The sequence below is a fragment of the Chromatiaceae bacterium genome, assembly GCA_024235395.1.
Taxonomy (GTDB): domain Bacteria; phylum Pseudomonadota; class Gammaproteobacteria; order Chromatiales; family Chromatiaceae; genus Thiosocius.
This window is the reverse complement of the sequence record JACKMK010000002.1, coordinates 157060-181720: the sequence shown is the minus strand read 5'-3', so window position 1 is coordinate 181720 and position 24661 is coordinate 157060. Positions and strand designations below refer to the sequence as shown.

At 64.3% G+C, this 24661-nt stretch carries 26 protein-coding genes; 18 read left to right on the top strand and 8 right to left on the bottom strand.

All coding sequences use genetic code 11. The features are described 5' to 3' along the window. Nucleotide 1: 1 nt before the first annotated feature. Nucleotides 2-2086 carry a response regulator gene (locus H6955_08875; protein ID MCP5313657.1) on the bottom strand — a complete coding sequence of 695 codons (2085 nt, stop codon included), beginning with the start codon at nucleotides 2084-2086 and terminating at the stop codon, nucleotides 2-4. A 109-nt stretch (nucleotides 2087-2195) separates the two neighbouring features. Here H6955_08875 and nth point away from each other — a divergent pair, with 109 nt between their 5' ends. The 6 genes from nth to H6955_08845 all read left to right on the top strand — a co-directional run bounded on the left by nth (nucleotide 2196) and on the right by H6955_08845 (nucleotide 6315). Beyond that, entirely contained in the window at nucleotides 2196-2825 is a 630-nt protein-coding gene (nth, locus tag H6955_08870; protein ID MCP5313656.1) for an endonuclease III, read from the top strand. 122 nt (nucleotides 2826-2947) lie between these two features. Further along, nucleotides 2948-3373 (top strand): DUF1841 family protein, encoded by a 426-nt coding sequence (locus tag H6955_08865; GenBank protein MCP5313655.1) that lies wholly within the window; start codon nucleotides 2948-2950, stop codon nucleotides 3371-3373. Nucleotides 3374-3562: 189 nt separating this feature from the next. Further along, a complete protein-coding gene (locus tag H6955_08860) occupies nucleotides 3563-3985 on the top strand; it encodes a hypothetical protein (protein ID MCP5313654.1) in 423 nt (140 codons plus the stop codon). Nucleotides 3986-4064: 79 nt separating this feature from the next. Next, nucleotides 4065-4928, top strand: coding sequence for a DUF692 domain-containing protein (locus H6955_08855; GenBank protein ID MCP5313653.1), 864 nt, complete (start codon nucleotides 4065-4067; stop codon nucleotides 4926-4928). 10 nt (nucleotides 4929-4938) lie between these two features. Next, nucleotides 4939-5694, top strand: a complete 756-nt coding sequence (locus H6955_08850) for a putative DNA-binding domain-containing protein (GenBank protein MCP5313652.1) — start codon at nucleotides 4939-4941, stop codon at nucleotides 5692-5694. A 54-nt stretch (nucleotides 5695-5748) separates the two neighbouring features. Continuing rightward, a complete protein-coding gene (locus tag H6955_08845; protein ID MCP5313651.1) occupies nucleotides 5749-6315 on the top strand; it encodes a DoxX family protein in 567 nt (188 codons plus the stop codon). Between the two features lie 45 nt (nucleotides 6316-6360). On the opposite strand, the gene H6955_08840 is transcribed toward H6955_08845, so the two are convergent. From H6955_08840 to H6955_08830, 3 genes are all read right to left on the bottom strand, one after another. After that, complete coding sequence (locus H6955_08840) at nucleotides 6361-7434, bottom strand: homoserine O-succinyltransferase (GenBank protein ID MCP5313650.1); 1074 nt, start codon at nucleotides 7432-7434, stop codon at nucleotides 6361-6363. Nucleotides 7435-7442: 8 nt separating this feature from the next. Beyond that, nucleotides 7443-8288: an ATPase gene (locus H6955_08835; GenBank protein MCP5313649.1), complete on the bottom strand. Its 846-nt coding sequence runs from the start codon at nucleotides 8286-8288 to the stop codon at nucleotides 7443-7445. Between the two features lie 78 nt (nucleotides 8289-8366). Further along, the gene (locus H6955_08830) at nucleotides 8367-9137 is read right to left on the bottom strand and encodes an MBL fold metallo-hydrolase (protein ID MCP5313648.1); all 771 of its coding nucleotides are present in this window, start codon (nucleotides 9135-9137) and stop codon (nucleotides 8367-8369) included. Between the two features lie 145 nt (nucleotides 9138-9282). Here H6955_08830 and H6955_08825 point away from each other — a divergent pair, with 145 nt between their 5' ends. The 5 genes from H6955_08825 (at nucleotide 9283) to H6955_08805 (ending at nucleotide 13460) form a co-directional block, all read left to right on the top strand. Next, nucleotides 9283-10455, top strand: a complete 1173-nt coding sequence (locus H6955_08825) for an MFS transporter (GenBank protein MCP5313647.1) — start codon at nucleotides 9283-9285, stop codon at nucleotides 10453-10455. Nucleotides 10456-10457: 2 nt separating this feature from the next. Next, nucleotides 10458-11018, top strand: coding sequence for a cytochrome b (locus tag H6955_08820; GenBank protein ID MCP5313646.1), 561 nt, complete (start codon nucleotides 10458-10460; stop codon nucleotides 11016-11018). Between the two features lie 16 nt (nucleotides 11019-11034). After that, nucleotides 11035-11616 carry a YceI family protein gene (locus H6955_08815; GenBank protein ID MCP5313645.1) on the top strand — a complete coding sequence of 194 codons (582 nt, stop codon included), beginning with the start codon at nucleotides 11035-11037 and terminating at the stop codon, nucleotides 11614-11616. A 74-nt stretch (nucleotides 11617-11690) separates the two neighbouring features. Next, on the top strand, nucleotides 11691-12191 hold the full coding sequence (locus tag H6955_08810; GenBank protein MCP5313644.1) for a C40 family peptidase: 501 nt from the start codon (nucleotides 11691-11693) through the stop codon (nucleotides 12189-12191). 225 nt (nucleotides 12192-12416) lie between these two features. Beyond that, a complete protein-coding gene (locus tag H6955_08805; GenBank protein MCP5313643.1) occupies nucleotides 12417-13460 on the top strand; it encodes a phospholipase A in 1044 nt (347 codons plus the stop codon). Nucleotides 13461-13513: 53 nt separating this feature from the next. Here the strand turns inward: H6955_08805 and H6955_08800 are convergent, their stop codons facing one another. Together H6955_08800 and H6955_08795 are read right to left on the bottom strand one after the other, a co-directional pair. Beyond that, nucleotides 13514-14710, bottom strand: a complete 1197-nt coding sequence (locus tag H6955_08800) for a patatin-like phospholipase family protein (protein ID MCP5313642.1) — start codon at nucleotides 14708-14710, stop codon at nucleotides 13514-13516. A 65-nt stretch (nucleotides 14711-14775) separates the two neighbouring features. Continuing rightward, a complete protein-coding gene (locus tag H6955_08795) occupies nucleotides 14776-16761 on the bottom strand; it encodes a DUF4071 domain-containing protein (GenBank protein ID MCP5313641.1) in 1986 nt (661 codons plus the stop codon). Between the two features lie 134 nt (nucleotides 16762-16895). Here H6955_08795 and H6955_08790 point away from each other — a divergent pair, with 134 nt between their 5' ends. From H6955_08790 to H6955_08775, 4 genes are all read left to right on the top strand, one after another. Further along, nucleotides 16896-17849, top strand: coding sequence for a hypothetical protein (locus tag H6955_08790; protein MCP5313640.1), 954 nt, complete (start codon nucleotides 16896-16898; stop codon nucleotides 17847-17849). Between the two features lie 87 nt (nucleotides 17850-17936). Next, nucleotides 17937-18563, top strand: a complete 627-nt coding sequence (locus tag H6955_08785; protein ID MCP5313639.1) for an MliC family protein — start codon at nucleotides 17937-17939, stop codon at nucleotides 18561-18563. 38 nt (nucleotides 18564-18601) lie between these two features. Beyond that, complete coding sequence (locus tag H6955_08780) at nucleotides 18602-18850, top strand: hypothetical protein (protein ID MCP5313638.1); 249 nt, start codon at nucleotides 18602-18604, stop codon at nucleotides 18848-18850. Then, nucleotides 18831-19277, top strand: a complete 447-nt coding sequence (locus H6955_08775; GenBank protein MCP5313637.1) for an SH3 domain-containing protein — start codon at nucleotides 18831-18833, stop codon at nucleotides 19275-19277. The genes H6955_08780 and H6955_08775 overlap by 20 nt, the downstream gene beginning before the upstream one ends. Nucleotides 19278-19330: 53 nt before the next feature. Here H6955_08775 and H6955_08770 read toward each other — a convergent pair whose 3' ends face one another. Both H6955_08770 and H6955_08765 read right to left on the bottom strand, forming a co-directional pair. Next, on the bottom strand, nucleotides 19331-20647 hold the full coding sequence (locus tag H6955_08770) for a glucose-1-phosphate adenylyltransferase (protein MCP5313636.1): 1317 nt from the start codon (nucleotides 20645-20647) through the stop codon (nucleotides 19331-19333). Between the two features lie 26 nt (nucleotides 20648-20673). Further along, entirely contained in the window at nucleotides 20674-21666 is a 993-nt protein-coding gene (locus tag H6955_08765) for a glucokinase (GenBank protein MCP5313635.1), read from the bottom strand. 216 nt (nucleotides 21667-21882) lie between these two features. On the opposite strand from H6955_08765, the gene H6955_08760 reads away from it, so the two are divergent. The 3 genes from H6955_08760 to H6955_08750 all read left to right on the top strand — a co-directional run bounded on the left by H6955_08760 (nucleotide 21883) and on the right by H6955_08750 (nucleotide 24565). Continuing rightward, the gene (locus H6955_08760) at nucleotides 21883-22884 is read left to right on the top strand and encodes an XdhC family protein (GenBank protein ID MCP5313634.1); all 1002 of its coding nucleotides are present in this window, start codon (nucleotides 21883-21885) and stop codon (nucleotides 22882-22884) included. Further along, nucleotides 22881-23456, top strand: coding sequence for a nucleotidyltransferase family protein (locus tag H6955_08755; GenBank protein ID MCP5313633.1), 576 nt, complete (start codon nucleotides 22881-22883; stop codon nucleotides 23454-23456). Before H6955_08760 ends, H6955_08755 begins: the two co-directional genes overlap by 4 nt. A 155-nt stretch (nucleotides 23457-23611) precedes the next feature. Continuing rightward, on the top strand, nucleotides 23612-24565 hold the full coding sequence (locus H6955_08750; protein MCP5313632.1) for a chemotaxis protein CheV: 954 nt from the start codon (nucleotides 23612-23614) through the stop codon (nucleotides 24563-24565). Nucleotides 24566-24661: the final 96 nt, after the last annotated feature.

Sequence of the window (24661 nt, the reverse complement as noted above, 5' to 3'; positions counted from 1 at the left end):
CTCAACGCGCCACGCACATCAGACCGTAACGCAGGATCAGTTCCTGAAGCAGCTGCGGATCGACCGGCTTGGTCACGAAATCGTCCATGCCGGCCCGCATGCACTCGGCTCGCACATCCTCGGCCGCATTCGCGGTCAGCGCAACGATCGGCAGGTGTGTCCCGGGGACCTCCTGGGCACGGTACGCCTTGGTGAAATCGATCCCGTCCATATGCGGCATGCGCAGGTCGATGAATGCGAGGTCGAAGTGCCCGGCGGTGGCGGCCTCGAGCGCCGCCCTGCCGTCCTTGACCAGCGTGACCCGGCATCCCGCCTTGCGCAACAGGCTTTCGATCAGCTTCGCATTGATGTCGTCGTCTTCGGCGACCAGCAGGTGTCCGCCATGCTCGACCGCCTCGGCCGGCGGCGGTGGCGGGTCGTCTTCGGGCAACGGCACGGCGATGGGTCCGAGCACCTGCGCAATCGACTGCCAGAGCTGCAGCATCTCGATCGGCTTGAATGCCCGCCCGGCCGACGCATCGGTGATCATCGGTTTGCGGCGCGGGTAGTGCAGATAGACCACCGGGGTATCGTTGCCGAGCAGCCGCCTGACCAGGTTGCCGACCCGTTCCAGGTCCAGGCCTCGCGGGGCATCCACGATCAGGATCACGCGTGGCTGGTCCGCCGCACCTTCGTTGTCCAGTGCCCCGAGCTGGTCGATGTCGCCGACCACCTGCGTCTGCATGCCGGCAGCCGCGCAGGCCTCGATGATCGCCGCCGCACTCTCCGGGTGCTGCTCGAAGATCACGGCACGCACTCCGCGCAGTGACGCGGGCGGTTGTGGTGGAACGGCCCCGGCAACGCGCAGAAACGGCAGCTTCACCCAAAAGGTGCTGCCGATCCCTTCCTCGCTCTGCACGCCGATCACGCCGCCCATCAGGCGGGTCAGATCGCGTGCGATCGCGGTGCCCAGGCCGGTGCCGCTGAATCGACGGGTCGACGAGGGGTCCGCCTGCCAGAAGGTGTCGAACACCTTCTGTATGCGGTCCGGCGCTATGCCGATGCCGGTATCGCTGACCGCGACCAGCAGGTGCGGCTCGGCGACGTCCTGGTCAGCCGGGACCACCTGGGCCTGCACCCGGATATAGCCGCGCTCGGTGAACTTGACCGCATTGCCGACCAGGTTGAACAGGATCTGACGAAACCGCAGCTCGTCGCCGAAGACCTGTTCGGGAACATCCGGCGCCACCCGGCAGACCAGCTCGACCTCCTTGTCGAGCGCCTGGTTGCTCAGCGCCCAGCAGGTCTCGTTGAGTGATTCGCGGATCCTGAACGTGGAGGGCTTGAGTTCCAGCTTGCCGGCATCGATCTTCGACAGGTCGAGGATGTCGCCGATCAGCGCCTGCAACACGTCGGCCGAGGTGTTGATCGAGTCGACGTACTCGCGCTGCTCGTCATCCAGGCCGGTGCGTTTGAGCAGCCCCGCCATGCCGATCACACCGGACAACGGCGTGCGCAGCTCGTGGGTCATGGTGGCCAGGAAATCGCCACGCGCCCGATTGGCCTGCTCGGCGAGCTGCTTGGCCGTCTGCAGCTTGCGCAGCAGGGTGTATTCATAGGCCGGCAATACCACCAACACCAACGACACGAACAACACCTCGATCAACTGGGACCGCCAGTCCCCGAGTACCGCGGCGACGAATGAGAATGCCAGCAGGCTGCACACCGACGCGATCAGCAGGTTGGTCCTGCCGTAACGCATGCCCTGGGAAAGGAAGGAAACGGCATACAACAGGTAGAAGGGGCCGGTGGCGTCGCCGGTGAGATAGATGATCAGCGTCGTACCGCTGAGATCCGCGACAATACTTAGGTAGGTGCGTGCCGCCCAGGTCTCCGGGCGCCGGATGGTGCTGACCAGGATCCACAGGTACCAGACCAGGTGGACGCCGAACAACAGCGCGTAGTGACTCCACGGAAAGTCGTAGTCGCCGATCAGGCGTGCAGCCGCGAGGATCGTCAGCATGAATGCCCAGATCCCGAGGCGGATCAACGCCGATTGAAATTCCTGCGAGGTACGTATCTCTTGCGCGAGACGCCGTAGCGGCATGGCTCCCCCTGGCTGACGGCGGTTCAGCGTGGCCGGCACGCCGCCCGCGTCATGCTTGTTATCATAGGCAGCGATAATAGCAGGCGCTGCAACCCCTCCCCGGTGGTCCATGAACAAGGCCAAACGCCAACAGATCTTCGAACGCCTGCGAGCGGAAAACCCCCACCCGACCACGGAACTGCACTATTCCACACCTTTCGAACTGCTGATCGCCGTGATCCTGTCTGCGCAGGCGACCGACAAGGGCGTCAATCTGGCGACCGCCCGCCTGTTCCCGGAAGCCAACACCCCCGCGGCGATCCTCGGGCTCGGTGTCGACGGACTCAAGCGCTACATCCGCACCATCGGCCTGTACAACAGCAAGGCCGAGAACATCATCAAGACCTGCGCACTGTTGATCGAACGGCATGCGGGCGAGATCCCCGCCGACAGGGCGGCACTCGAGGCGCTGCCAGGCGTCGGTCGCAAGACCGCAAACGTCGTACTCAACACGGCGTTTGGACAGCCGACGATGGCGGTCGACACACACATCTTCCGGGTCGCCAACCGCACCGGCATCGCCCCCGGCCGCAATGTGCTGGAGGTCGAAAAACGCCTGCTCCGCGTGGTACCGAAGGAGTTCCTGCACGACGCCCACCACTGGCTGATCCTGCACGGCAGGTACACCTGCGTCGCACGCAAACCGCGTTGTGGCGCCTGCGTGATCGAGGATCTGTGTGAGTACCGTCACAAAACCTGAGGCCGGTGCCGGCCCGGGCCCATTTGTCATCCTATCTGCAGGGTTTATCGATTCCCATGCGCCCTGCGGCCCGGCGCCGGCTGTGGCACCATCCGGGTTCATTTCGTCAGGGACGCGCCGGCATGTTCGGACAAAATCGTGAGGAGCTGCGACGCTTCTATAAGACCAGCTGGGACAAGCGCTGCGCGGGCGAACCGCTGCAGCCGCTGGAACGCCTGGTAGCCGAGGTCGTCGCCCAACACCCGGAGTATCACACCCTCCTGTCCGGTTCCGGGGCACTGCAACGCGACTTCGACGCCACAGACGGGGAGGTCAATCCCTGGTTGCATATGGGCATGCACGTCACCCTCGGCGAACAAATCACGGCTGATCGCCCGCCCGGTATACGTGGGATCTATCATCGCATCATGTTGCGTCTCGGTGACGCGCACAGTACCGAGCACGCGATGATGGACTGCCTCGGCATGAGCCTGTGGGAGGCGCAACGCGCCAATGCGCTGCCCGACGAGCGCCACTACATCGATTGCCTGAAAAAACTGGGCGGCTGAAATATCCGCAACTTATCGCCGGTCATTAGCAGGGAACCCCAAACCGGGGTCCGGTGGTCACAAACGAGGCCCCAGGAGTTCATTAACCGAATTTTTCCACCGCGGAGAATCCCAGCGGTTCACCGCGGCGGCGAACCAAACTGGCGAACTGCCGACCCCTATGGGCCGGCGTCCCAGACACCTAAACCCATGAGGAGAGAGAAAATGTCGAACAAGACCGTCAAGCCCGTCGCTGCTGCCATCGGTGCGGCATTCGCCGGTTCCATGCTGTTGGCCGGTGCTGCCAGCGCCGCGACCAACCCGTTCGCCCTGTCCGAGATGGCGAGCGGCTACACCCAGCTCGCGGCCGAAGGCAAGTGCGGCGGCAGCAAACCCGCCGAAGGCAAGTGTGGCGGCAGCCAGCCTGCAGAGGGCAAGTGCGGCGGCAACAAGGCGCCGGCCGAAGGCAAGTGTGGTGCCGGCAAGTGCGGCGGCGAGAAGAAGGCCGAGGGCAAGTGCGGCGGCGACAAGGCACCGGCTGAAGGCAAGTGTGGCGCTGGCAAGTGCGGTGGCAACAAGGCACCGGCCGAGGGCAAGTGCGGTGCCGGCAAGTGCGGCGGCAACAAGAACTGATCTGACCCGCACCTGAAGCGGGACGGCAGGTCCAATCGACCTGCCGTCCCCCGCCCCCTCGATCGACGGGAATACAGCGATGAGCGACACCCAACGAACCCGAAGCCATCCGGTGACCGGGGCCGGCCTTGGACTGCGCTACGACCTGGTCGATGAACTGCAGGCCACGCCGCCGTCACAGGTCGACTTCCTCGAGGTTGCTCCGGAAAACTGGATCGGCGTCGGTGGCGCGCGCGGCAAGACGCTGCGTTATTTCACCGAGCGCTATCCACTGGTCTGTCATGGTCTGTCCCTGTCGATCGGCGGCCCGGCACCGCTCGACGATGCCTTCCTTTCCGACCTGAAGCGCTTCCTCGACGACCATCGGGCACGCGCCTACACCGAACACCTTTCGTATTGCGGGGACAGCGGTCACCTCTACGACCTGATGCCGATCCCGTTCACCGAAGACGCCGTCCACTACGTCGCCGGGCGCATCCGCCATGTGCAGGACGTGCTCGAACGCCGCATCGGCATGGAGAACGTCTCGACGTACGTGGTCCCCGATGGCGAACTCAGCGAGCTCGAGTTTCTCAACGCCGTGATCAGCGAGGCGGATTGCGATCTGCATCTCGACATCAACAATGTGTTCGTCAACAGCATCAACCATGGATTCGATGCCCGCGCCTACCTCGCGGGGATCCCCGGTGACCGCATCGTGTATGCGCATATCGCCGGCCACTTCCGCGAAGACGACGATCTGCGCGTCGACACCCACGGCGAGGACGTCGTGCCGGAGGTCTGGGACCTGCTCGACCAGGCGTATGCGATGCACGGCGTCTTCCCGACCCTGCTCGAACGCGACTTCAACATCCCACCGTTGAACGTACTGCTCGAGGAGGTCGACCAGATCGTGCGTCGGCAAAACAGATGGCAGGAGGCGCCTGGTGCACACGTCGCCTGACGAACTGCCGTTGCCACGCTTCCAGCGACAGCAGCTGGCATTCACCGCGCACATTCGCGACCCGGACGGCAACCCGGTGCCGGCGGGGATCCCGACGCGGCGCATGGCGGTGTACACCGAACTGCTGTTCAACAACATCGACAGCCAGATGGCGACCAATTTTCCCGTGTTGCGGCAGATCACCAGCGACGCGGACTGGCAGGCACTGATCCGCGATTTCATGGTCCGCCACCGCAGCCGCACGCCGCTGTTCACCCAGGTCGGGCTGGAGTTCCTGGATTACCTGCAGAACGAGCGCGAGCCACAGCCGGGCGACCGGCCATTCATGCTCGAACTCGCACATTACGAATATGTCGAGCTGGCCGTATCGATCAGTGAGGCGGATGTCGACCTGGCCGCATGCGATCCGAACGGCGACCTGCTGGCGAATCGACCCCTGGTCGCGCCCACGGCATGGAACCTGAGCTACGTCTGGCCGGTGCACCAGATCGGACCCGACTTTCTGCCCGATGCGCCACCCGCGGAGCCCACCCATCTCGTGGTCTACCGGGACCGCCGGGATGGCGTGCACTTCCTGCAGATCAACGCGGTCACCCAGCGCCTGTTGCAACTCTTGAAAGAAGATCCCGAATGCACCGGTCTCGAGGTATTGAACAGCATCGTCGACGAGATGGCGCATCCGCAGCCCGACGTGGTCATCGCGGCGGGCCGGGAACTGCTCGACGACCTGCGCCGCCGCAACGTGGTCATCGGCACGCGGGTCTGAACACCGGTTGAGCGCCGACCGACGAGGCCCCTGACATCCAAGCCGGAGATCCCGATGATTGCGATAGCCAACCGCCTACAAGACCTGCTCGACCAGCTGCGGGCACTCGATTTTCTCGCGCCGCTGGCGATGCGCCTGTACCTGGTCCCGGTTTTCTGGATGGCCGGCACCAAGAAACTGGCCGACATGGAGAGCACGATCGCCTGGTTTGGCAACCCCGACTGGGGCCTCGGTCTGCCGATGCCGGCGCTGATGGCCTGGGCCGCCGCGTTGACCGAGGCCGGCGGCGCGATACTGCTGCTGATCGGACTCGCGACGCGCTGGATCTCTATCCCGCTGATGGTCACGATGGTCGTTGCCGCCGTCACCGTCCACCTGCAGAACGGCTGGGCCGCGATCGCCGAGACACCCGAAGCGGCGGAACGCCTGTCGGCAGCGACCTCGCTGCTCCGGGAACATGGCAACTACGAATGGCTCACCGGTTCCGGCGAGTTCGTGATCCTGAACAACGGCATCGAATTCGCGGCGACCTACTTCATCATGTTGCTGGCGCTGTTTTTCACCGGTGCCGGCCGCTATTTCAGCGTCGACTACTGGATCGCCCGGCGGTTTCGCGACTGACCCGGGTGCCTCATCGGGCGCGCTGCGCGCCTTCCGGGCACCTGTCTAGCGGCGGGGCCCCAGGCGCAACGGATCGTCCGGATCGATGCCGTCCATGAAGGGTTTGCGCCGGTCGCTGTGGGTCAGCTGGTAGACCAGTCCCATCCAGTTGCCAACCACCGCATGCGCCGTGTCGCGCCAGGTGTTGTCCAACCCCGCGGTCAACAAGGCATCGGGGAAATCCGGCGGGTCACTGCCGACGGCGCCGGCCGCATCGACGCGTTGGCGATACTCGCGCAGGATCGCCCGGTCGCGCTCGGTGAAGTAGTTCTGGACGAACGGTGGATACACCTCAGCGTCGCCGCTGACGTAGCGCATCACCTCGCGCTTGTACTCCTTGAGCAGCGAGATGGTGTCGTACTCGGGATGTCCCTGGAAGAAGACGAAGCGGATGCCGTCCGCGCTGGTCGCCAGGTGCACGCCCACCGCGCTCTCGGCGAGCACGTGCAGGCCGGCTGCATCGAACTGCGCCCTCGACACGTCGTTCCAGCGCGAGTGCGGCACGTCGAAACGCGTGTTCACATCGTGTACGAGCGGGTGTCGCTTATCGACGACCCAGTGCGGAAACACCCCCCAGGTCTTGGCCGGACGCGGCGTCCGGCGTTGCGCATAGCGGAACTCGAGCACCGCATGGGTCGCGAGACAGCTGCACAGCGTCGAGGTGACGTTCTCGTAGGCCCAGTCGATGACCTCGATCAGGGGTTGCCAGAACGGCTGACGGGCCAGGTCGGAGCCGACCACGTTCGCCCCGGTGATGATCAGGGCGTCCAGCCCCTGCTCACGCACCGCCGCGAAGGTGTCGTAGAAACTGTCCACGTGCTCACGTGCGGCGGCGCCGCGCGCCAGCTCGGGCAGCGTGAACGGATGCACGTAGAACTGCGCGATCGGGTTGCTTTCTCCGACCAGGCGGAAGAACTGCCGCTCGGTCGCCGCCAATGCCTTGTCCGGCATCATGTTCAACAGGCCGATGTGCAGTTCGCGGATATCCTGATGCAACGCCCGGTCGGGCGGCAGCACATTGACCCCTTCGGCGCGCAGGCGGTCGAAGGTCGGCAGGGCGTTGTGGGCGACTATCGGCATGACGGCATCTATTGCGACCGGGCGATCGCGGTTTCCAGAAGGCCCAGGAAATCCTGTTCGTCGCGCACCTGGGCGACCTCTCGCGAGGTCACAGTGTAGCCCTGTTGAGCGATCGCCTCGTAACGCGGCACGCGGGAATGGAACAGGCGTGGAAAAATCCAACGCGTGAAGGCATCGGGGTCCATCTCCGCGGCATACTGCAGCCCCGATTCCTCCAGGTAGCGCGCAAGCTGTTCGCGCAGGAATTCGGGCCGGTAGTAGAGCGGTTTCGGGTCGCTCTGCGCCCGACGGATCAGCTTCTGCTCCTCTTCCTCGTCGGTCACCTGGATGTACAACATCAAGGTGTGCTGCACCAGCAACTCGATCACGCCGGGCTCATCGAGTTCACACAAGGATCCGCCGACGTCGTTCACGAAATGATTGTAGCCGTAGATCTTCTGTCCCTTCTCGATGAACGAGGGCACGTCGTGCATCGCCGCGATCTCGGCCTCCCGGTACTGTGCCTGGCGGCGTTCGAAATCCTCCAACGGCACACCGCCGAGCTCCGGATTGCCGAGCTTGCCGACGAACGACAGCACAGGACCGAGGTCGGAGACCTTGATGTTGTTACGGATATAGATCCAGTCATTGCGCAACAACTCGCTCAGGAACGGCACCCGCATCGCCTGCTCCTTGATCAGGTCCAGGATGCTTTCGTCGAGGTAGCGGGTACCGATCCGGTAGTCACCGGAGTAGTGATACCACTGGTGCTTGCGCAACATGTCCGAGATGTAGGTCTTGCCGACCCCGGACATCCCGAGCAGGGTGACCTTCTTGTTCTGCCAGTTGCGGAATTCCCCGACCGTGAACTTCACGACATACTCCATGCCAATGGACAAGCGAAAGATTATCCGTCAAGCGCGCCGGCGGTGGAATCCGTTCCGGGTCTTTGACTAACCCACGCAGCGCAATATCGGGCTTCGACCGGGTGGCAGCCTGAACACCTCGCCGGGGTCGGCAACCCGGTAGCCGAGGGCGCGCAACTGATCCGCCGCGCCCGGCGATTCGTAGTGATACAGCACGAGGCGCTCGCACAGCGCGGGCGGATAGCTCGCGGCGAGATCGGCGACCCCGGTATGCGATGGGCTGCCCTTCAGCGCGCAGTCGTGGAAGATCCATTCGCCGTGGTTGCCGAACTGCTGCAGCACATCGGGAATCGGCCGGGTATCGCCGGTATAGACGAAACGTCCCGGGCAACCGAGGCCGAACGCCGCGCGGTAGGCGTGATGACTCACCGCAAACACGTCGAACAACAGGCCGGCATGCCAGAACTGATCGCCGACCGGGATCACCTGAAAGCGGTCCCAGAAGTTCATTCCACCCTCGGCCAACTTGAACGGATCGTCGGCCAATTGCTGATGCAGCCGCGGAACGATACTGGCCGGCAGGTACAGCCGCACCGGCGACAGCCCCGGTTCCTCCAGGGCCAGGCGATAAAACAGTCCCTCGAGACCGCCGATGTGATCGAGATGGGTATGCGTGACGAAGAGCGCCGCCGGCAATGCCCCGTAGCGGGCGAGATACGCGGGCAATACGCTGGGACCGCAATCGATCAGCAGCAAAGGCCGGCCGTCGCCGTCCTCCAGGACCGCGGACGCATTGCCGAGCGCCTGCGCGTTCGCGTTGCCGACCCCGAGAAAACGCAGCTGCAGGACATCCGACATCCAAACCACCCCCGACCAGCTACCACCAGACCCAAAATGACCGCAAAACCAGCGGGTAAGGATTGACGAATTTCCCACAACCGTCGCCCGACCCGGGTGCCGCGCGCCCTTATACTCACCCCTTTCGACTGTTTGTGGAAGGGCCATGGGCACCCGCAACCTGGCGATCGTCGTCTATTGCACCATCGTCGGATTCGCCGTGCTGTACGCGACCCAGCCGTTGCTACCGCTGCTCGCGACGCAGTGGGGCCGACCGATCGGCGACACCGCGTTGTTGACCACCGCAACCATGGTTCCGCTCGCACTGGGACCCCTGCTGTACGGTTACGTGCTCGAACACGTCTCGACCAAGCACATGCTGACTGCGGGATTCACGGTGTTGAGCATTGCGCAGTTCGCGATCAGCCTGGGTCCCGACTACCCCTTGTTCTTTGTCTTGCGCACGCTCGAAGGGATGATGCTGCCGGCGATCTTCACCGCGCTGATGACCTACAGTTCGGCGGCCGGGGGACAGCACAAGACGCGCCGCAACATCACTGTGTACATCGCCGCGACGATCGCCGGCGGCTACAGCGGCCGTGTACTCAGCGGCCTGCTCACCGACCTGATCGACTGGCAGGCGGCATTCCTGTTCTGGGCGTGTGCGGCACTGCTCGCGACCTGGCTGACCACGCGCCTCGACTCCGACCCACGCCTACGGCTCGGCAAGGTGCGCCTCGCTGAGATCCGTGACCTGGCCCGCCGTCCTGTCTACGCAGAGGCCCTGGCCAGCGCCTTCCTGCTGTTCTTCGTGTTCGCCGCGATGCTGAACTTCCTGCCGTTTCACATGCGCGACAACGATCCGACGATCTCGCAGAGCGCGATCGCGCTGGTCTATACAGGCTATATGGTCGGTATCGTGATCGCACTGTCGTCGCTGCGCCTGATCCGGCTGTTCGGTGGCGAACGCCGTACCTTGGTCGCCGGGAGTCTGGTGTATATCGCCGGCACCGCCGCATTCGGCCTGCCCGGCAACGGCTTTGCATACCTGTCGATGCTGGTGTTCGCAGCCGGCATGTTCACGCTGCACAGCGTATTGTCCGCCTTCCTCAACCACCTCGAGACGGAACGCAAGGGCCTTGTCAATGGTCTATACGTTTCGGCGTACTACGCGGGCGGCGCACTCGGTTCCTACCTGCCGGGTTTCATCTACCAGCGGGTGGGATGGCCGGCGTTCATCGGCACATTGCTGGTCTTGCTGCTGATCCTGACCGGCCTGAGCGTGATGCTGCGCCACGCACCCGGGACCGCGACGACCCTGCACGTCACGAAGGATTGAACATGACCTGGACAAACTCGGGCGACGGCTACGGGATACCCGCAATCGCTCTGCACTGGATCATAGCCGGCATGTTGCTCTTTCTGTTGCCGCTGGGTCTGTGGATGACCGGACTGGACTATTACCATCCTTGGTACAACAAGGGCCCGAACCTGCATCGCTCGATCGGCGTGTTATGCGGCATCGCCCTGGTGCTGCGCGGACTGGTCCGCATCGGTGGCGAAGTGCCGCGCCCGCTGAATGTGCGGGGCGGTCTCGCCGTCGCGACATCGCTGGCACATGCTGCGTTGTACCTGGTCCCGGTGCTGCTGGTCATCAGCGGCTATCTGATCTCGACCGCAGACGGCCGCCCGGTCGAGGTGTTCGGCTGGTTCGAGGTCCCTTCGACGCTGCATGGGATCGAGGCCCAGGAAGACATTGCCGGCAGCATCCATTACTGGCTCGCGATGTTGCTGATCGCTTTGATCGCCCTGCATGTCGCCGGCGCGTTGCGCCACCACTTCGTGTTCAAGGACGCGACCCTGCGCCGCATGCTCAGGCCGCGCACCGACCATCACCAATAAGGAGGAACGCACGACCATGGCCAATCCCAAGATCCGCGCAATTGCCGCGGGCATGCTGCTGTCGGCCGCCGGCACCGCCGGGGCCACCGACTATGTGATCGATACCCAAGGTGCCCATGCCTTCATCCAGTTCCATATCCAGCACCTCGGATACAGTTGGCTGGTCGGTCGCTTCAACCGGTTCAGCGGCGAGTTCAACTACGACGAGGGCAATCCGCTGGCGTCGCGGGTCTCGGTGTCGATCGACACCGCCAGCATCGATTCGAACCACGCCGAACGTGACAAGCACCTGCGCGACAAGGAGTTCCTCGACGTCGACCAGTTTCCCAAGGCGCGCTTTCTCAGCACCTCGTATCGGGACCTGGGCAATGGCAAGGGCAAACTCGAGGGCAACCTCACCCTGCGGGGCGTGACGCGCCCGATCACCATCGACGTGACCCACATCGGCGCGGGACCCGATCCCTGGGGCGGATACCGCACCGGCTTCGAGGGGCGCACGAGCTTCGCGCTGAGCGACTTCGGCATCCCTCGTGACCTCGGACCGGCGTCCAAGGAGGTGCATCTGTGGCTCGGCATCGAGGGTATTCGCAAGCCGTGAGCCGAAGGCGCCGCTAAAGCGGACATCCGGAATGCCGACTATGCTGAAACAGATCGTCGTGCATTCCGGGTGCCATGCATTTCACAGCGGGAAGACTCACACTCACCATCGGGGTGTTGCTCGCCTGGCTGCAGCTGGCAGGCTGCAGTTCGACGCGTGTCGCCGGACCGGTCGACACGACCGATCCATCGCCCGCTGCCGTCGCACCGGCACGTCTGGAGCTCGCACGCCTCGCGGCGGGACAGATCGGCACCCCCTACCGGTACGGTGGCAACAACCGGAGAGGCTTCGACTGCAGCGGCCTGGTGCAATACCTGCATCAGCAGATCGGCATCCAGGTTCCGCGTACCGCGGTCGCCCAGTGGCGACGGGCCAGGACGCCGGAGCGACGCCACCTGCTGCCGGGCGACCTGCTGTTTTTCGATGTCGGCCTGAAAAAAGACAAGCATGTCGCGATCTACGAGGGCAAAGGCCGTTTCATTCACGCTCCATCGAGTGGCAAGCGGGTCAGTCGCGCATCACTCGACAACCCTTACTGGCAGGGGCGCCTGATCGGCAGCAAGACATTTCTCTAAGGCCTGTTCGCACGACGCGGGCGCCCGCCACGGCGGCCCATCTGCTCCGATAAACACCGCACGTAATCCGCGATCTGCGCAACACCGCACACCGGTCGTGCCCACACCGGACACCGCCTGCGGTTATCATCTGGCCTGGACCGGAGAGAAAACGTGGAATGCGGCATCGGCGTCGTTCCACACATCTCCGGTCACCCGCGGAACCATCGCTGACAAGAGACCGAGATGAGACAGACACCTGCGCACGCGATCAGCGGACGGCCCACACTGACCTGCAAGCCGGCGGACCCGGTACTGTTGCTGGCCGGTCTAATCCTCTCAGGCCTTGTACAGGCCGACGATCTGAGCGAGTGCATGGCGTCACGCATGCTCCAGGTCCAAGACAATACAACCATCGCCGAGCTGCGACTGGCCTGTCAGAAGGCCCTCAGCGAGAACCTGTTCGTGCCCGAGGAGAAAGCGCCCGAGGTGGTTTCCGAGCGCATTCGGCAGGACAAGGAAAACGTACTGCAGCCGTTCACGCTGATGTCCCATCGGCCGAACTACATCCTGCTCGCCGCCTACAACGCGAGCGGTTACGACCCCGAACCCTACCGCCAACTCGCCGGCAACCAGTTCGGAAGTGTCGACGACACCGAGGTCCAGTTTCAGGTCAGCATCAAGACGCCTTTGGCAGTGGGTCTGTTCGACGACCGGATGGATCTGTACGCGGCCTATACGAACCGATCGTTCTGGCAGCTCTACAACGACGCGTCATCGCCGTTTCGTGAGACCAACCACGAGCCCGAGGTCTGGGCGCAGTTCAACCCCGGCTGGAAGTTTCTCGGATTCACCAACACGGCCAACACGCTCGGGGTCGTCCATCAATCCAACGGACGTGGCGGCGACCTCTCGCGCAGCTGGAACCGGATCTATGCGAGCCTGATTCTCGAACGCGGCAGCTGGGCGTTCGCGTTCAAACCCTGGTACCGGATCCCCGAAGACGACGAGGACGACGACAATCCCGACATCGAGGACTACCTGGGACATCACGAGCTGCGCATCGTCCACAAGCGCGGCCAGCATGTATTCAGCGCGATGTCACGCAACAACATCGAGTCGGGTTTCAGTCGCGGCGCCGTGGAACTCGCCTGGAGCTTTCCGCTCGGCGACTATCCATATCTCAAGGGTTACGTGCAGTATTTCAGCGGCTACGGTGAGAGTCTGATCGACTACGACCAGTATGTTCACCGCATCGGGTTCGGGCTCGCGCTGACCGACTGGCTGTGATGCACGGACGGCCCGACCGCAGGGCCGTACCTCGCCCGCCGAGCGCAGCGGCCTCAATAGAAACCCGAAAAATGGCGCGCCGTATCGAGGTGGCGTTCGGCAAAGGCGACACCCACCCGCCGGATCTCATCGATGTAGTCGGTGCTGTCCATCTTGCGCACATGTTCCGCCTCGATATCCGCAAGACCGAGCGCGGCGAGTCCGTCCGGCGTGACATCCGCGTCGTAGCGCAGGTATGAAAACCGCTTCGCCGGGTCCTTGCCCCAACGTTCCGCGGGCGTGACCAGGGCCCCGAATTCGCGGTCGACCTCGGCCCCGTAGCGACATTCGCCGACCGTCCGGCACGCCATGTCCCAGCCATCGGCGGCGGCATTCATCAGTGCACCCGGGATGTTGACCGCGTGGTCGAGCAGCCAGAGATCGCCTTCGCGCAGGTCCAGACGCTCGTTTGGACAGTGGCCCGTGCCGGTCGACACGATCAGCAGGTCATCGACCCCGCCCTGCCAGTTGATGCCGTACGATCCGGCGGTCACCATCTGGTAGGCCAGGAATGCCGGGTTGTTGTATGTCGTCACGCCGCCGTCGACGAAGATGTACTGGTACTCGCGGTCGGTGCCCTCGGCAAAGGTGACGACCTCGGGCGGAAAGAACGTCGGTGCCGCAGTGCTCGCACGCACCAGCTGCCACAGTGGCAGATCGAGGTTGCAGTCCAGACGCGGCGTACCGTCGGCACGCACGCGTTGATTGTAGACCCCGAAGGGATTGTTGCTGACCGGCCAGGGCGAGTCGGTCGAATGGTTGCGCATCACCATCATCAACAGGGTCCGCAGACCTTCGTCGCCGAGGGTCGCGTGCGGCTGGTCCGGCTGTGGTCGATGACCGAGTGCGCGGTCGAGCTCGGCCTGCAGCTTCCGCGCGAGCGGTTCGTCGTTGTAGCTGTAGCGCAGGCGTTTGAGCAACGATGCCTTGTCGAACATCTGCTTGCCGCTGTCGAGGTAGAAGCTGCGGATCTGGTCCACCGACATCCCGCTCGAAATACAGGCGGCGATGATGGCGCCGGTGCTGGTACCGCAGGTGAAATCGAACCAGTCGGCGAGCACCAGTTCCGGGTTCCCGGTCAGGCCGCGTAGATCCCGCTCGATGCCGGCGAGGATCTCGACCGACATCAGCCCGAGGATACCGCCGCCGTCGCACGCCAGGATTCTCTTGGGCCCGGCGGACCGGATTCGTTCGCGCAGTCGTTCTTGCATCTCTCTTCTCCCCTTGGACACGATTCACGGCGGTGGCCGCGTACCGAAACCTTCCGCGCTGCCGTTCACAAGGTACGCGTGTCGATCCAATGCACCTGGCCGGTCCGTTGTGCGACTTCACCATACATGTGCGCAGTGCCCCCCGGGCCGTCACCGCCGCCACCGTTCCACAGGCAGACGAAATGTACCTTGCCCACACCCCAGGCGAGCGCGGTGTACAACAACCAGCGGTTGCAGCGCTCATAGGCGTATCCGCGATCCTGGCAAGCCGGGTGTTCACCCAGCTCCTGTTGTGCCGAGAGTACGGGCAACGTCATCTGCTGGCGTGCATCGAAATAGCGCGATCGCCATTGTTCTCCACAACGTGCGACCGAGCGCGCGATGAACTCGGGTTCGGTGAACGGTTGCAGCCACTCCACGCGAACCCCGCGCGCCAGGCAGGCCTCGGTGAACAGGATGTCGCCGCCGCAGGCTCCCTGGGTCAGCGCAAGATCCTCGGGGCCGGCCTCCAGTTCAGTCAACAGCTCGCTGATGCGTTCCGCGGCCTTGTCGACCAGGCGTTCCGGGAATCGCTCGTCCGCCCGGTCCTGGGCATCCACCATGTGCCCGCTGAACAGAAACACCCGGTTCGGTTCCCATTCGCGCCCCGGCATCGGCAGACGCTGCAGGGCTCGGTCGAACACCTCCAGTCCCGCATCGACATTCGGTGTCGCGAATTCCAGGTCACGCAGGATCAGCAACTGCGCACGACAGGCATCCAGTGCAAACCAGTTGCCGCGATTCACCGCGACCGCCTCCTTGTACGCGGCCGCAGTGGACTGCGGCGTACCGATCAGCACCTGCAGATCGCCGAGCGAGGCCTTGGCCCAGTAGAGCTGCTCGTCGTTCGTCTCGCATTCTGCGGCGAAGCGCACACCGCCGGCGAGCAGCCCCATCTTCGGCCCATAGGTGCCGTCGGCGAGCAGGTGCTCGTGCAGGTACATCAGCATCAGGGCGTTGATCCCCGAGTAGTAATGGCGCGGATCGGCACGGAACCCGATCTCGTAACTGGCGACCGCGGCCTTGAGCAGGGCCTCTTCGTAACGCGCGTTTTCCACCATCGCCTGGCCCGACGCACCGGGCAGGCGCCAGCCAAGCAGCCAGGCATCCTTGTCGACGCGACCGCGCAAGGCCCAGGCCTCGGCGTTCTTCGGATGGCTGCGCAGCAGATCGTCGTAGTGGCTGCGCGCCATGTCGAGACTGAAGCCACGCCGTCCCTGCATCGCGAGGCGCTGCAGACAGGTCCCCTTTTCGAGCAGCCCGTCCAGGTTTTCCGGATCGATCGCGAGCCCCTTGTCGAGCTGCTCGACGGCGAAGCCGTAGTGTCCGATACGCCGCAGGGCCTTGCCTGCCCGAATCCAGGCATCGGCACGGAACGCCGCAACCGGTGCCTCGTCGGCCAACACCAGCATGTCGCCAACCCGACCCTGACGACGCGCCTGGACGATGCGACGTTCCCAGGCCTCGTAGGCATCCCAGAACTCGCGGAAATCGCCGACCCGCAGACTGCGCCAGTCCGGCTCCATCAGGTTTGGAATCAGCTGGTAGACCGGACTCATCTTGCGCCCGTGCCAGGATTCCATCGAGTCCCGAATCATGCCGCACAGGCGCTCGATGTCGTCATCGAGCGACGCCGAATCAGGCCCACCCTCGCTGATGCCGTAGCGCAGCTTGCGATCCGTGTATACGTCGAACGCCTTGGTCGCCTGTCCACCCGAGACCAGCACCACGCCGCGCGCACGCAACGCGTGCCGCACGCCGAGCTCGTACCAGACATTCGGGTTGTCGATGGTCAGGTCGACCACCACGAGATCGGCGATCAGCAACTCCTGAAACATGTCCACGCGGATATCGCCTGCCCGCGTCTCTTCGTCGGCGCGGAACGCGAACAGCCCGGCACGCTCCAGTGCGGGCTTGATCAGCTCTGCATAGACACGATTGAAGTCCACCGGCTGGCCGTCCGGACCCGGCTTGATGCCAAACGGCATCGCAACGAACGCGTGCGGTTTGATACTCAACGTCTGTCGGCCCCACTGTTGTTCCAGTCGGCGGCGCCACCGACCCACCTGAGCATAGCATCGAACATTGCGACCCTCCGGGCCGGATCGGGATAACATGCCGTCACTTTGCGGAGATCGCCCAGACGATGTCGCGTATCCTGAATCGATTTGTCTCGTTGCTTGCGGTACCTCTGTGGGTGTTCGCCTCACAGATGTGTATGGCGGCCGATCAGCGCCCGCCGGGCGCACGGATCCAACTCCAGCCACCACGCCTGACGGCGCTCGCGCGCGCTCTGCAGGATGCCGATCCCACGACGCAATGGGAGTTCGCAGATATCGTGCTCGAGGCAATGCTGCACAGCTACGATGCCGAACTCTCCGATGCCGCTCGGGAGCGTCTCAGCACGCCGGCACGGCGCAACAAGCTGGCGCGATGGCGACAGGCGACCGCCGGCGTCGCAAACCAGCTTGAGCAGGCGCGCCTGCGGCTCTCGCAGGGTACGCCGTTCGTGCTCCACGTCGATGCGCAACAGCAACTGTTCATCATCATCGACGGTCAGCCGGTCGCAGTGACCGCGCCGCGTCCAGAGGCCGAACGCGATGTCGAAGAACGGGTGCTGGCGGCATTCTGCCGGTTCAACGACTGCAGCGTGGTAAACGATCAAGGCACATCGCGCTCCCCCGACAAGCGGGACCTGGTGGGCGCCTGGTTGCTGAGCCAACAGGCGCCGCCGACCTTTGAGGTCGACGACGTACTGCGCTGCGAATTCACCGACCTGATGCGGCGTGAGGACAAGGCGGCCGCATGCCGCGAGACGGCGGGCGAACTCGTCGAACTGGACCAGGCGATCCGTACCGCCGCAGATCGCGGTTATCGCATCGACTGGGAGATTCTGGCGGCCCATCCACCGTCATCCGGCGGAGGTGGACAAGTCGTCGTGAACGCCGCCGGGGCCTTCCTCGAAGCCCGCACCTCGATGCTCGCCCGCCTGCCGGAGACGGACTGGCGGAACCTGGTCGAGTGGCTCCGACGCGCACCCCTCGACAAGCAGGCCCCCGTTACACTGCATCGTGCAGAGCACATGATCGCAGATCGTTGATGCGATCCCTCTGACGCGTGGATCACAATGCCCGGTCCACGCTAAGCTAATGCCATGAGGCGACGTCCCCCGACACGAACCGGCACATTGAGACCCGACCTGATCCCGTTGGGAATCATTTTGCTGCTTGCCACGGCAGCGGTCGCCGAGCCACCGAGCTTCGACTGCCTCGAAACGGGCGGCGCGGCCACGGCCCTTGTATGCCGCGACCAGGATCTGTCCGGACTCGATCGCGAAGTCGAACGGCTGTTCCAACTGGCCCAAGACGCGAATCACCTGAGCGAGGCCGGGCGTGCCGAAATCGTCCAGCGGCAGCACCTGTGGCTCAGACAACGCGACGCATGCGAAAAATCGGCAGACCTGGCGCGCTGCATGCTCGACAGCTATGTCCAGCGGATACATGCGTTGCGCCGCGACCATGCCGCGTCCAGGAGCCGCGACGAGGAGGGCATCAGTAAGGGCCCGATGGTGATGACCTGCAGCGGGCTGGAGTCCCCAGTCAGCCTGACGTTCGTCGACAGTGACACACCACACGCCTATCTCCAGTGGTCGGACAGGCACCTCGTGGCGACGCTCGCGCCGGCCGCTTCGGGCTCGAAATACATGGCCCATGAAACCGATGGGGACTATGTATTCTGGATCAAGCGTGACACGGCACTTTTCGAATGGCCGGGCGAACCCGCGCTCGACTGCGCAATCCAGGCGTCGAACTAGCGCCAGTCCCTGTCGATTGTCATCTGAGGAGAACGGAAATGGAAAATGCCGCCGCAGTCATAGCAGGACTCGCGATCGCTGCAGTACTCATCGCCGTTTTCGTGGTCGTTTTTCGCTGGTTGTGGAACACCACGATGCCGGAGGTCTTCGGCTTGAAAACACTCTCGTTCGGCCAGGCGTTGAAGATCCTGCTGCTCGCCGCGATCCTGTTCGGCAGTCATCGCGTCGTCCAGGTGTCGCAGGAAGTGGCGTCGAACGGCGACCACAGTGTCGATCAACTGCGCTAGACGACAGATGCCGCCGGTCCGTTCACTTCGATGCATGGTGTGCAGCGGCCTGCTTGGCTTCGCGACTCTGCTCTCTCCCGCAGCACTGTCCGAGGCCTCCGGACCGGACTACTTCGCGGTCACCGGCATCGCTGTCGGAGGCGCCCTCAACGTACGCCTGGGTCCGACGACCGCGACCACGAAGATCGGCCAGATACCGCATGGGGCCCGCGGCATCCAGAATCTGGGATGTCGTGGTGGACCGTCGTTTGCCGAATGGCAGGGCATGAGCGAACAGCAGCGCGCGGCAAGTGCTGACCGCCGCTGGTGCAAGGTACGCTATCAGCGGCTGGTCGGCTGGGTGTCCGCACGCTATCTGCGAGAGGACGGCGATGAAGCGGCATCGCCCGCGGGTCGCGGCAACGGCGCCACGGGCAACCCGCACTGAACCATCCCGATCGCCCCGGCGGTCTGCCGTCAGATGCCTCTGCCGCGTGTCGATCAGTAAATCGTTTGGTGACCGCGAACGCCGCGGGCGATGACGACGATACCGTCGTCATCGACATGATAGCGCCGACTGTCCGATTCGAGGTCGTATCCAATCTGTGTACCGGCAGCGATCACGTTGTATCGATCGACGATGACACGTCGCAGACGGGCGCCCGCCCCGATCTGTGAATAGTCCATGACAATGCAGTCGTCGAGCTCGGCATCGCGATCGATGAATACCTCGCGACGCACGATCGAGTTGCGCACGCGCGCACCGTTCACAATGGTGCCGCCGCCGAATATGCTGTTGTAGATCTCGCCACCGACGATCTTCGGTACCGGCCCGGGGTAGTTGCTGGTGAAGATCGGCCAGTCCGGGTTGAACACGTTGAAGCGTGGTTGCAGTCCGAGCACGTCGAGATTGGCCCTGTGATAGGCCGCTATCGTGCCGACATCGCGCCAGTAGCCGGCCTCTTCGTAGGACTTCAGGCCCGGGACCTGGTTCGAGGTGAAGTCGTAGGCGAATACCCGGTGACCGTCGAGCATGCGCGGGATCACGTCCCGGCCAAAATCTTTCTCGCCGGCCGCGTGCGCCTCTTCCAACACCTTTTCGAGCACTTCCGCCTTGAACACGTAGTTGCCCATCGATGCGAGGCAGCGACCGGGATCGCCCGCCATCCCGACAGCCTGTTCCGGCTTCTCCTGGAAACCGCGCACCATGCCGTTGGCATCGGCGTCGATGACACCGTACCCATGCGCCTGCTCGACCGGTACCGGCAGCGCGGCCACCGTGACGTCCGCACCGTTGTCCTCATGGAACTGCACCATCTGCCGCACATCCATGCGATAGACGTGATCCGCGCCGAATACCGCGACATGATCGGGACGATGGATCCGCACCAGGTTCAGGTTCTGATAGACCGCGTCGGCGGTGCCCTGAAACCAGTAGGGCCCACCGAGCATCTGTGGGGGCACGACCGTCACGAAATGCCGCAGCGCAGTGGGCGATGTCTGCCATGCCTGACGCAGGTGTTCGATCAGCGATTGCGATTTGTACTGAACCAGCAGATAGATCGCGCGAATCCCGGAATTGACCAAGTTGCTGAGCACGAAGTCGACGATCCGGTAGCGGCCGCCGAACGGGACTGCGGGCTTGGTCCGGTCAGCAGTCAGCGGGGACAGTCGTCTTCCCTCGCCGCCGGCCATTATCAACGCGAGGATCTTCAAGCAATCACCGACTGTTCGACATCGTACTGGCGCATGTATCAGTGAATGGCGGCATGCCGCCCTGATCTTGAACCCACCCGACCTCAAACACAGGTCGGGCATGGCTCCCGTGAACCCGGATCACCCCATCAGGCTGATGGCTTCGCAGCCGTGGCATGCAGTGCACCAGCCACTCCGTGCAGGGCGGGATAAGCGGCGGTGATCACGAAGCTTGGCACCGCCGCCAGGTAATCGGTGAAGCGACCCTTGTCCTCGAAGCGGGCGCGGAACGCCGAATCGACGAAGAAATCGCCGAGCCGCGGAACGATGCCGCCGCCGATGTAGACCCCACCGGTCGCACCCAGGGTCAATACCAGATTGGATGCCACGGTACCGAGCATCGCGCAGAACACACCGAGTGCTTCGTTGCAGATCGCACATTCGCCGTTCAGTCCGCGCGCGCTGACCTCCTCGGGTGTGAGCGGCAGCGCAGTGACATCACCGAGTTCGGCAAGGGCCCGGTACAGGTTCACCAGTCCATCGCCGCAGATCAATCGTTCCGCGGACACGTGCGGGTAGCGACGTCGCACGATCTCGACAATCGCCGACTCCCGCGGGGTCACCGGCGAACAGCTGACATGCCCGCCCTCGCCACTCAGCGCCACCCAGCCATCGTCACACGGAAGCAGTCCGGAGACTCCCAGCCCGGTACCTGGTCCAAGCACCGCGAGCGGCCGTCGTCGCTGTGCGGCGCCACCACCCACCTGGCGCAGTTCGTCGTCATGCAGGTGCGGCAGCGCCAGCGCCAAGGCGGCGAAGTCGTTCAGCACCAACAGTTCCTCCAGCCCGAGCTGAGCGCTGAGCGCGGCGCGCGAAAACGACCAGTGGCTGTTGGTCATCCTGACCTGGTCACCGCTGACCGGGGTGGCGACCGCCAACCCCGCACGCCGAGGTGTGGGCGAGCCGGTGACGGCGAGGTAGTGTTGGATCGCCTCGAACGGCCCGGGAAAATCGGCGCAATGCAGGACCTCGATGAATTCCGGCGGGGCGCCCGGTGCGCGAATCGACGCGAATCGCGCATTGGTCCCGCCGATGTCCCCGACCAACACCGGATAGCGATCGTCTGCCGGCCTTGCGTTCATCTCTTCAATCCCACGTCGCGTCCACCTCGGTGTGTCCGGAGGATGACCCCAGGAACCGATTGTCACGAGTTCAGCTGCCGGGTGCAAAGTCTCGGGGCACGACTTCCCCACGCGGCGCGCCATGCGCCGGGCACACGCTATAGTTGGTGTGCGTTTCACCGAAGCAGGCGGGCCGGCGGCCGGCTGCGCAACCCGATCCCGGAGCATCAGAACGACATGCACGATAGCCGCGCAGCGATCACCGGCCACGCCGACGACCGCGATGTCCTGGAGGTGGCGCTGGAATGGCTGCGCGAGGGGCGACGGGTCGCGTTGGTAATGGTACTGCGCACCTGGGGCTCGTCGCCGCGCCCACCCGGCTCAATGCTGGCGATGAGCGATGCCGGACGCTTCGTCGGCTCGGTCTCGGGTGGCTGCGTCGAAGAGACCCTGGTGATGCGCTACCGCGCGGGCGAGGTGGCCGGACCGGAGCCGACGCTGGTGGATTTCGGCGTCGAACGCGCCGAGGCCACACGGCTCGGGTTGCCCTGCGGTGGGCGCCTCGAACTGCTGGTCGAGGAATTGAGTTCGACGCGACCGATCGAGACGCTGATCGCGCGCCTGGACCGGGGCGAACGCGTCGCCCGACGAATCTGCCTGCATACCGGCGAAGTGAGCCTGCACGCGGCGCAGGGCAACGTCGAGCTGCTGGTCGACGATGACCGCGTGGTGAAGACGTTCGGTCCGTCATGGCAGCTGCTGCTGGTCGGCGACGGACAACTCGCCCGGCATCTGGCCGGCATGGCGCTGCAGCTCGACTACCGCGTAACGATCTGCGATCCGCGCGAGGCATTCACCGACCCCCGGCCGCTCGATGGCGTGCGCTATTCGCGGCGCATGCCGGACGACGAGGTACAGGCACTGCGCAATCAGGCACGCTGCGCGATCCTGACCCTGGCCCACGACCCGCGGCAGGATGACCTCGCGCTGAGCGCCGCACTCGAATCGGCGGCATTCTACATCGGCGCGCTCGGCTCCACGCGTTCGGCCGCAGCGCGGCGCGCCCGACTGGAATCGCTGGGTTTCGACCCGGAGCAGATCGCGCGCATCCACGGACCGGCCGGTCTGCCGATCGGCAGCAAACGCCCGGCAGAGATCGCGCTGTCGATGCTGGCCGAGGTCACCGCGGTACGCAATGGCGTCGCATCGAGCACCGGTACGGCCGCGACCAGCACGTGAAGACGATCGTCGGGGTACTGCTCGCCGCCGGATCCGCGCAGCGTTTCGGTACCGCCAAGCTGCTACATCCGCTGCCCGACGGCGAACCGATCGGCGTCGCCGCTGCACGGTCCCTGCTCAGCGCCCTGCCGCATTGCGTCGCGGTCGTGCGCCCGGGTGACGTCCTCCTGCATCGAGAACTCACGCGGCTCGGCGTACGCCTGGTCGAGAACCCCGCCCCCGAAGGGGGCCTCGGCAGCAGCCTCGCGGTCGGGGTCGAGGCGTCCGCGGACGCCGACGGCTGGTTGATCGCGCTCGGCGACATGCCGTTCATCCGCGTTGCGACCATTGCGGCGCTGGCCGGTGCCGTGCGTGACGGGGCCTCGATCGTTGCGCCTGAGGTCGGCGGTCGACGCGGACATCCGGTGGGCTTCGCCGGACACTGGGGCCCGGCGTTGCGTGCCCTGCGCGGCGATCGCGGTGCGCGCGACCTGATCGAGGCGCATCCCGGGGCCCTGCAGCTGCACACAACCGACGACCGTGGCGTGCTGCACGACATCGATTCGCCCGACGACCTGCAGGCGTCTCCGTAAACACAGGGCGAACCGGGCCGAAATTCCTTCTCTGACGGGCTTTGCGGGGGGTTCCGACGCACCCCGGGGCGCTAAAGACCGCACTGCCGCGGCCGACATACCCCTCACCTATCAGGGCGTTTCCGACGCACACCCGCGCGGTTCAGGAGTATCACATGACGAGCTTCATCAATTCGGTCGATCAGCGCACCCAGCTGGCTGGGGCCAACCGCCTCGAGGTGCTGCTTTTCAGTCTCGGTGAGGACGTCGGCAGCGAGCGCGAAGAGGTGTTCGGCATCAATGTATTCAAGGTGCGGGAGGTGATGCACGTGCCCGACATCACGCGCGCGCCGGACATGCCCGACGCCGTCGAGGGCATGGTCAGCCTTCGGGGCACCATGGTGCCGGTGATCAATCTGCAGAAGTTTTGTCGCGTGCAATGCCAGGAACGCCCGAAGATCCTGATGATCACCGAGTACAACAAGCACGTTCAGGGTTTCCTGGTCGATTCGGTGGAGACTATCGAACGACTCAGCTGGGAGGACGTCAAGACACCGCCGCCGATGGTGACCAGCCGGCTGGGCGGCCTGGTGACCGCGGTCGCCGAACTGGCCGACAAACGCCTGGTAATGATCATGGATGTCGAAAAGGTGCTCGCCGAAACGGCCAAGTTCTATGACGACGAGCTGCTGTTCGATGAGATCGACGTCTATGAAGAGCGCGAGATCCACGGTCTTTTCGCCGACGATTCGAGCGTCGCCCGCAAGCAGATCACGACCACGCTCGACCATATGAACATCAAACACATCTCGGCGGTCAACGGTGCCGAGGCCTGGAACAAGCTGAAGGAAATCGCCGAGCGTGCGGAGGCGGCCGGCAAACCGGTCAACGAATTCGTACAGTTCGTTCTGACCGACGTCGAAATGCCCGAGATGGACGGCTATGTGCTGACCCAGAAGATCAAGGGTGATCCGCGTTTCAAGGATATACCGGTGTTGATGCATTCGTCGCTGAGCGCCGACGCCAACCAGGCACTCGGCAAGGGCGTCGGTGCGGACGCCTACATCCCGAAGTTCGAACCGCGTGAACTGGCCGCCACCCTCGTAAGGGTACTGGGCACGGACGATTGAATGCCGGCATCGACGCCGTTTCGATGGGCCCCTCGCCCGGTCCCATATTTCTCGACGAAAAGGGACCTGGCCGGCCGGACACAGCACGGTCCGCCT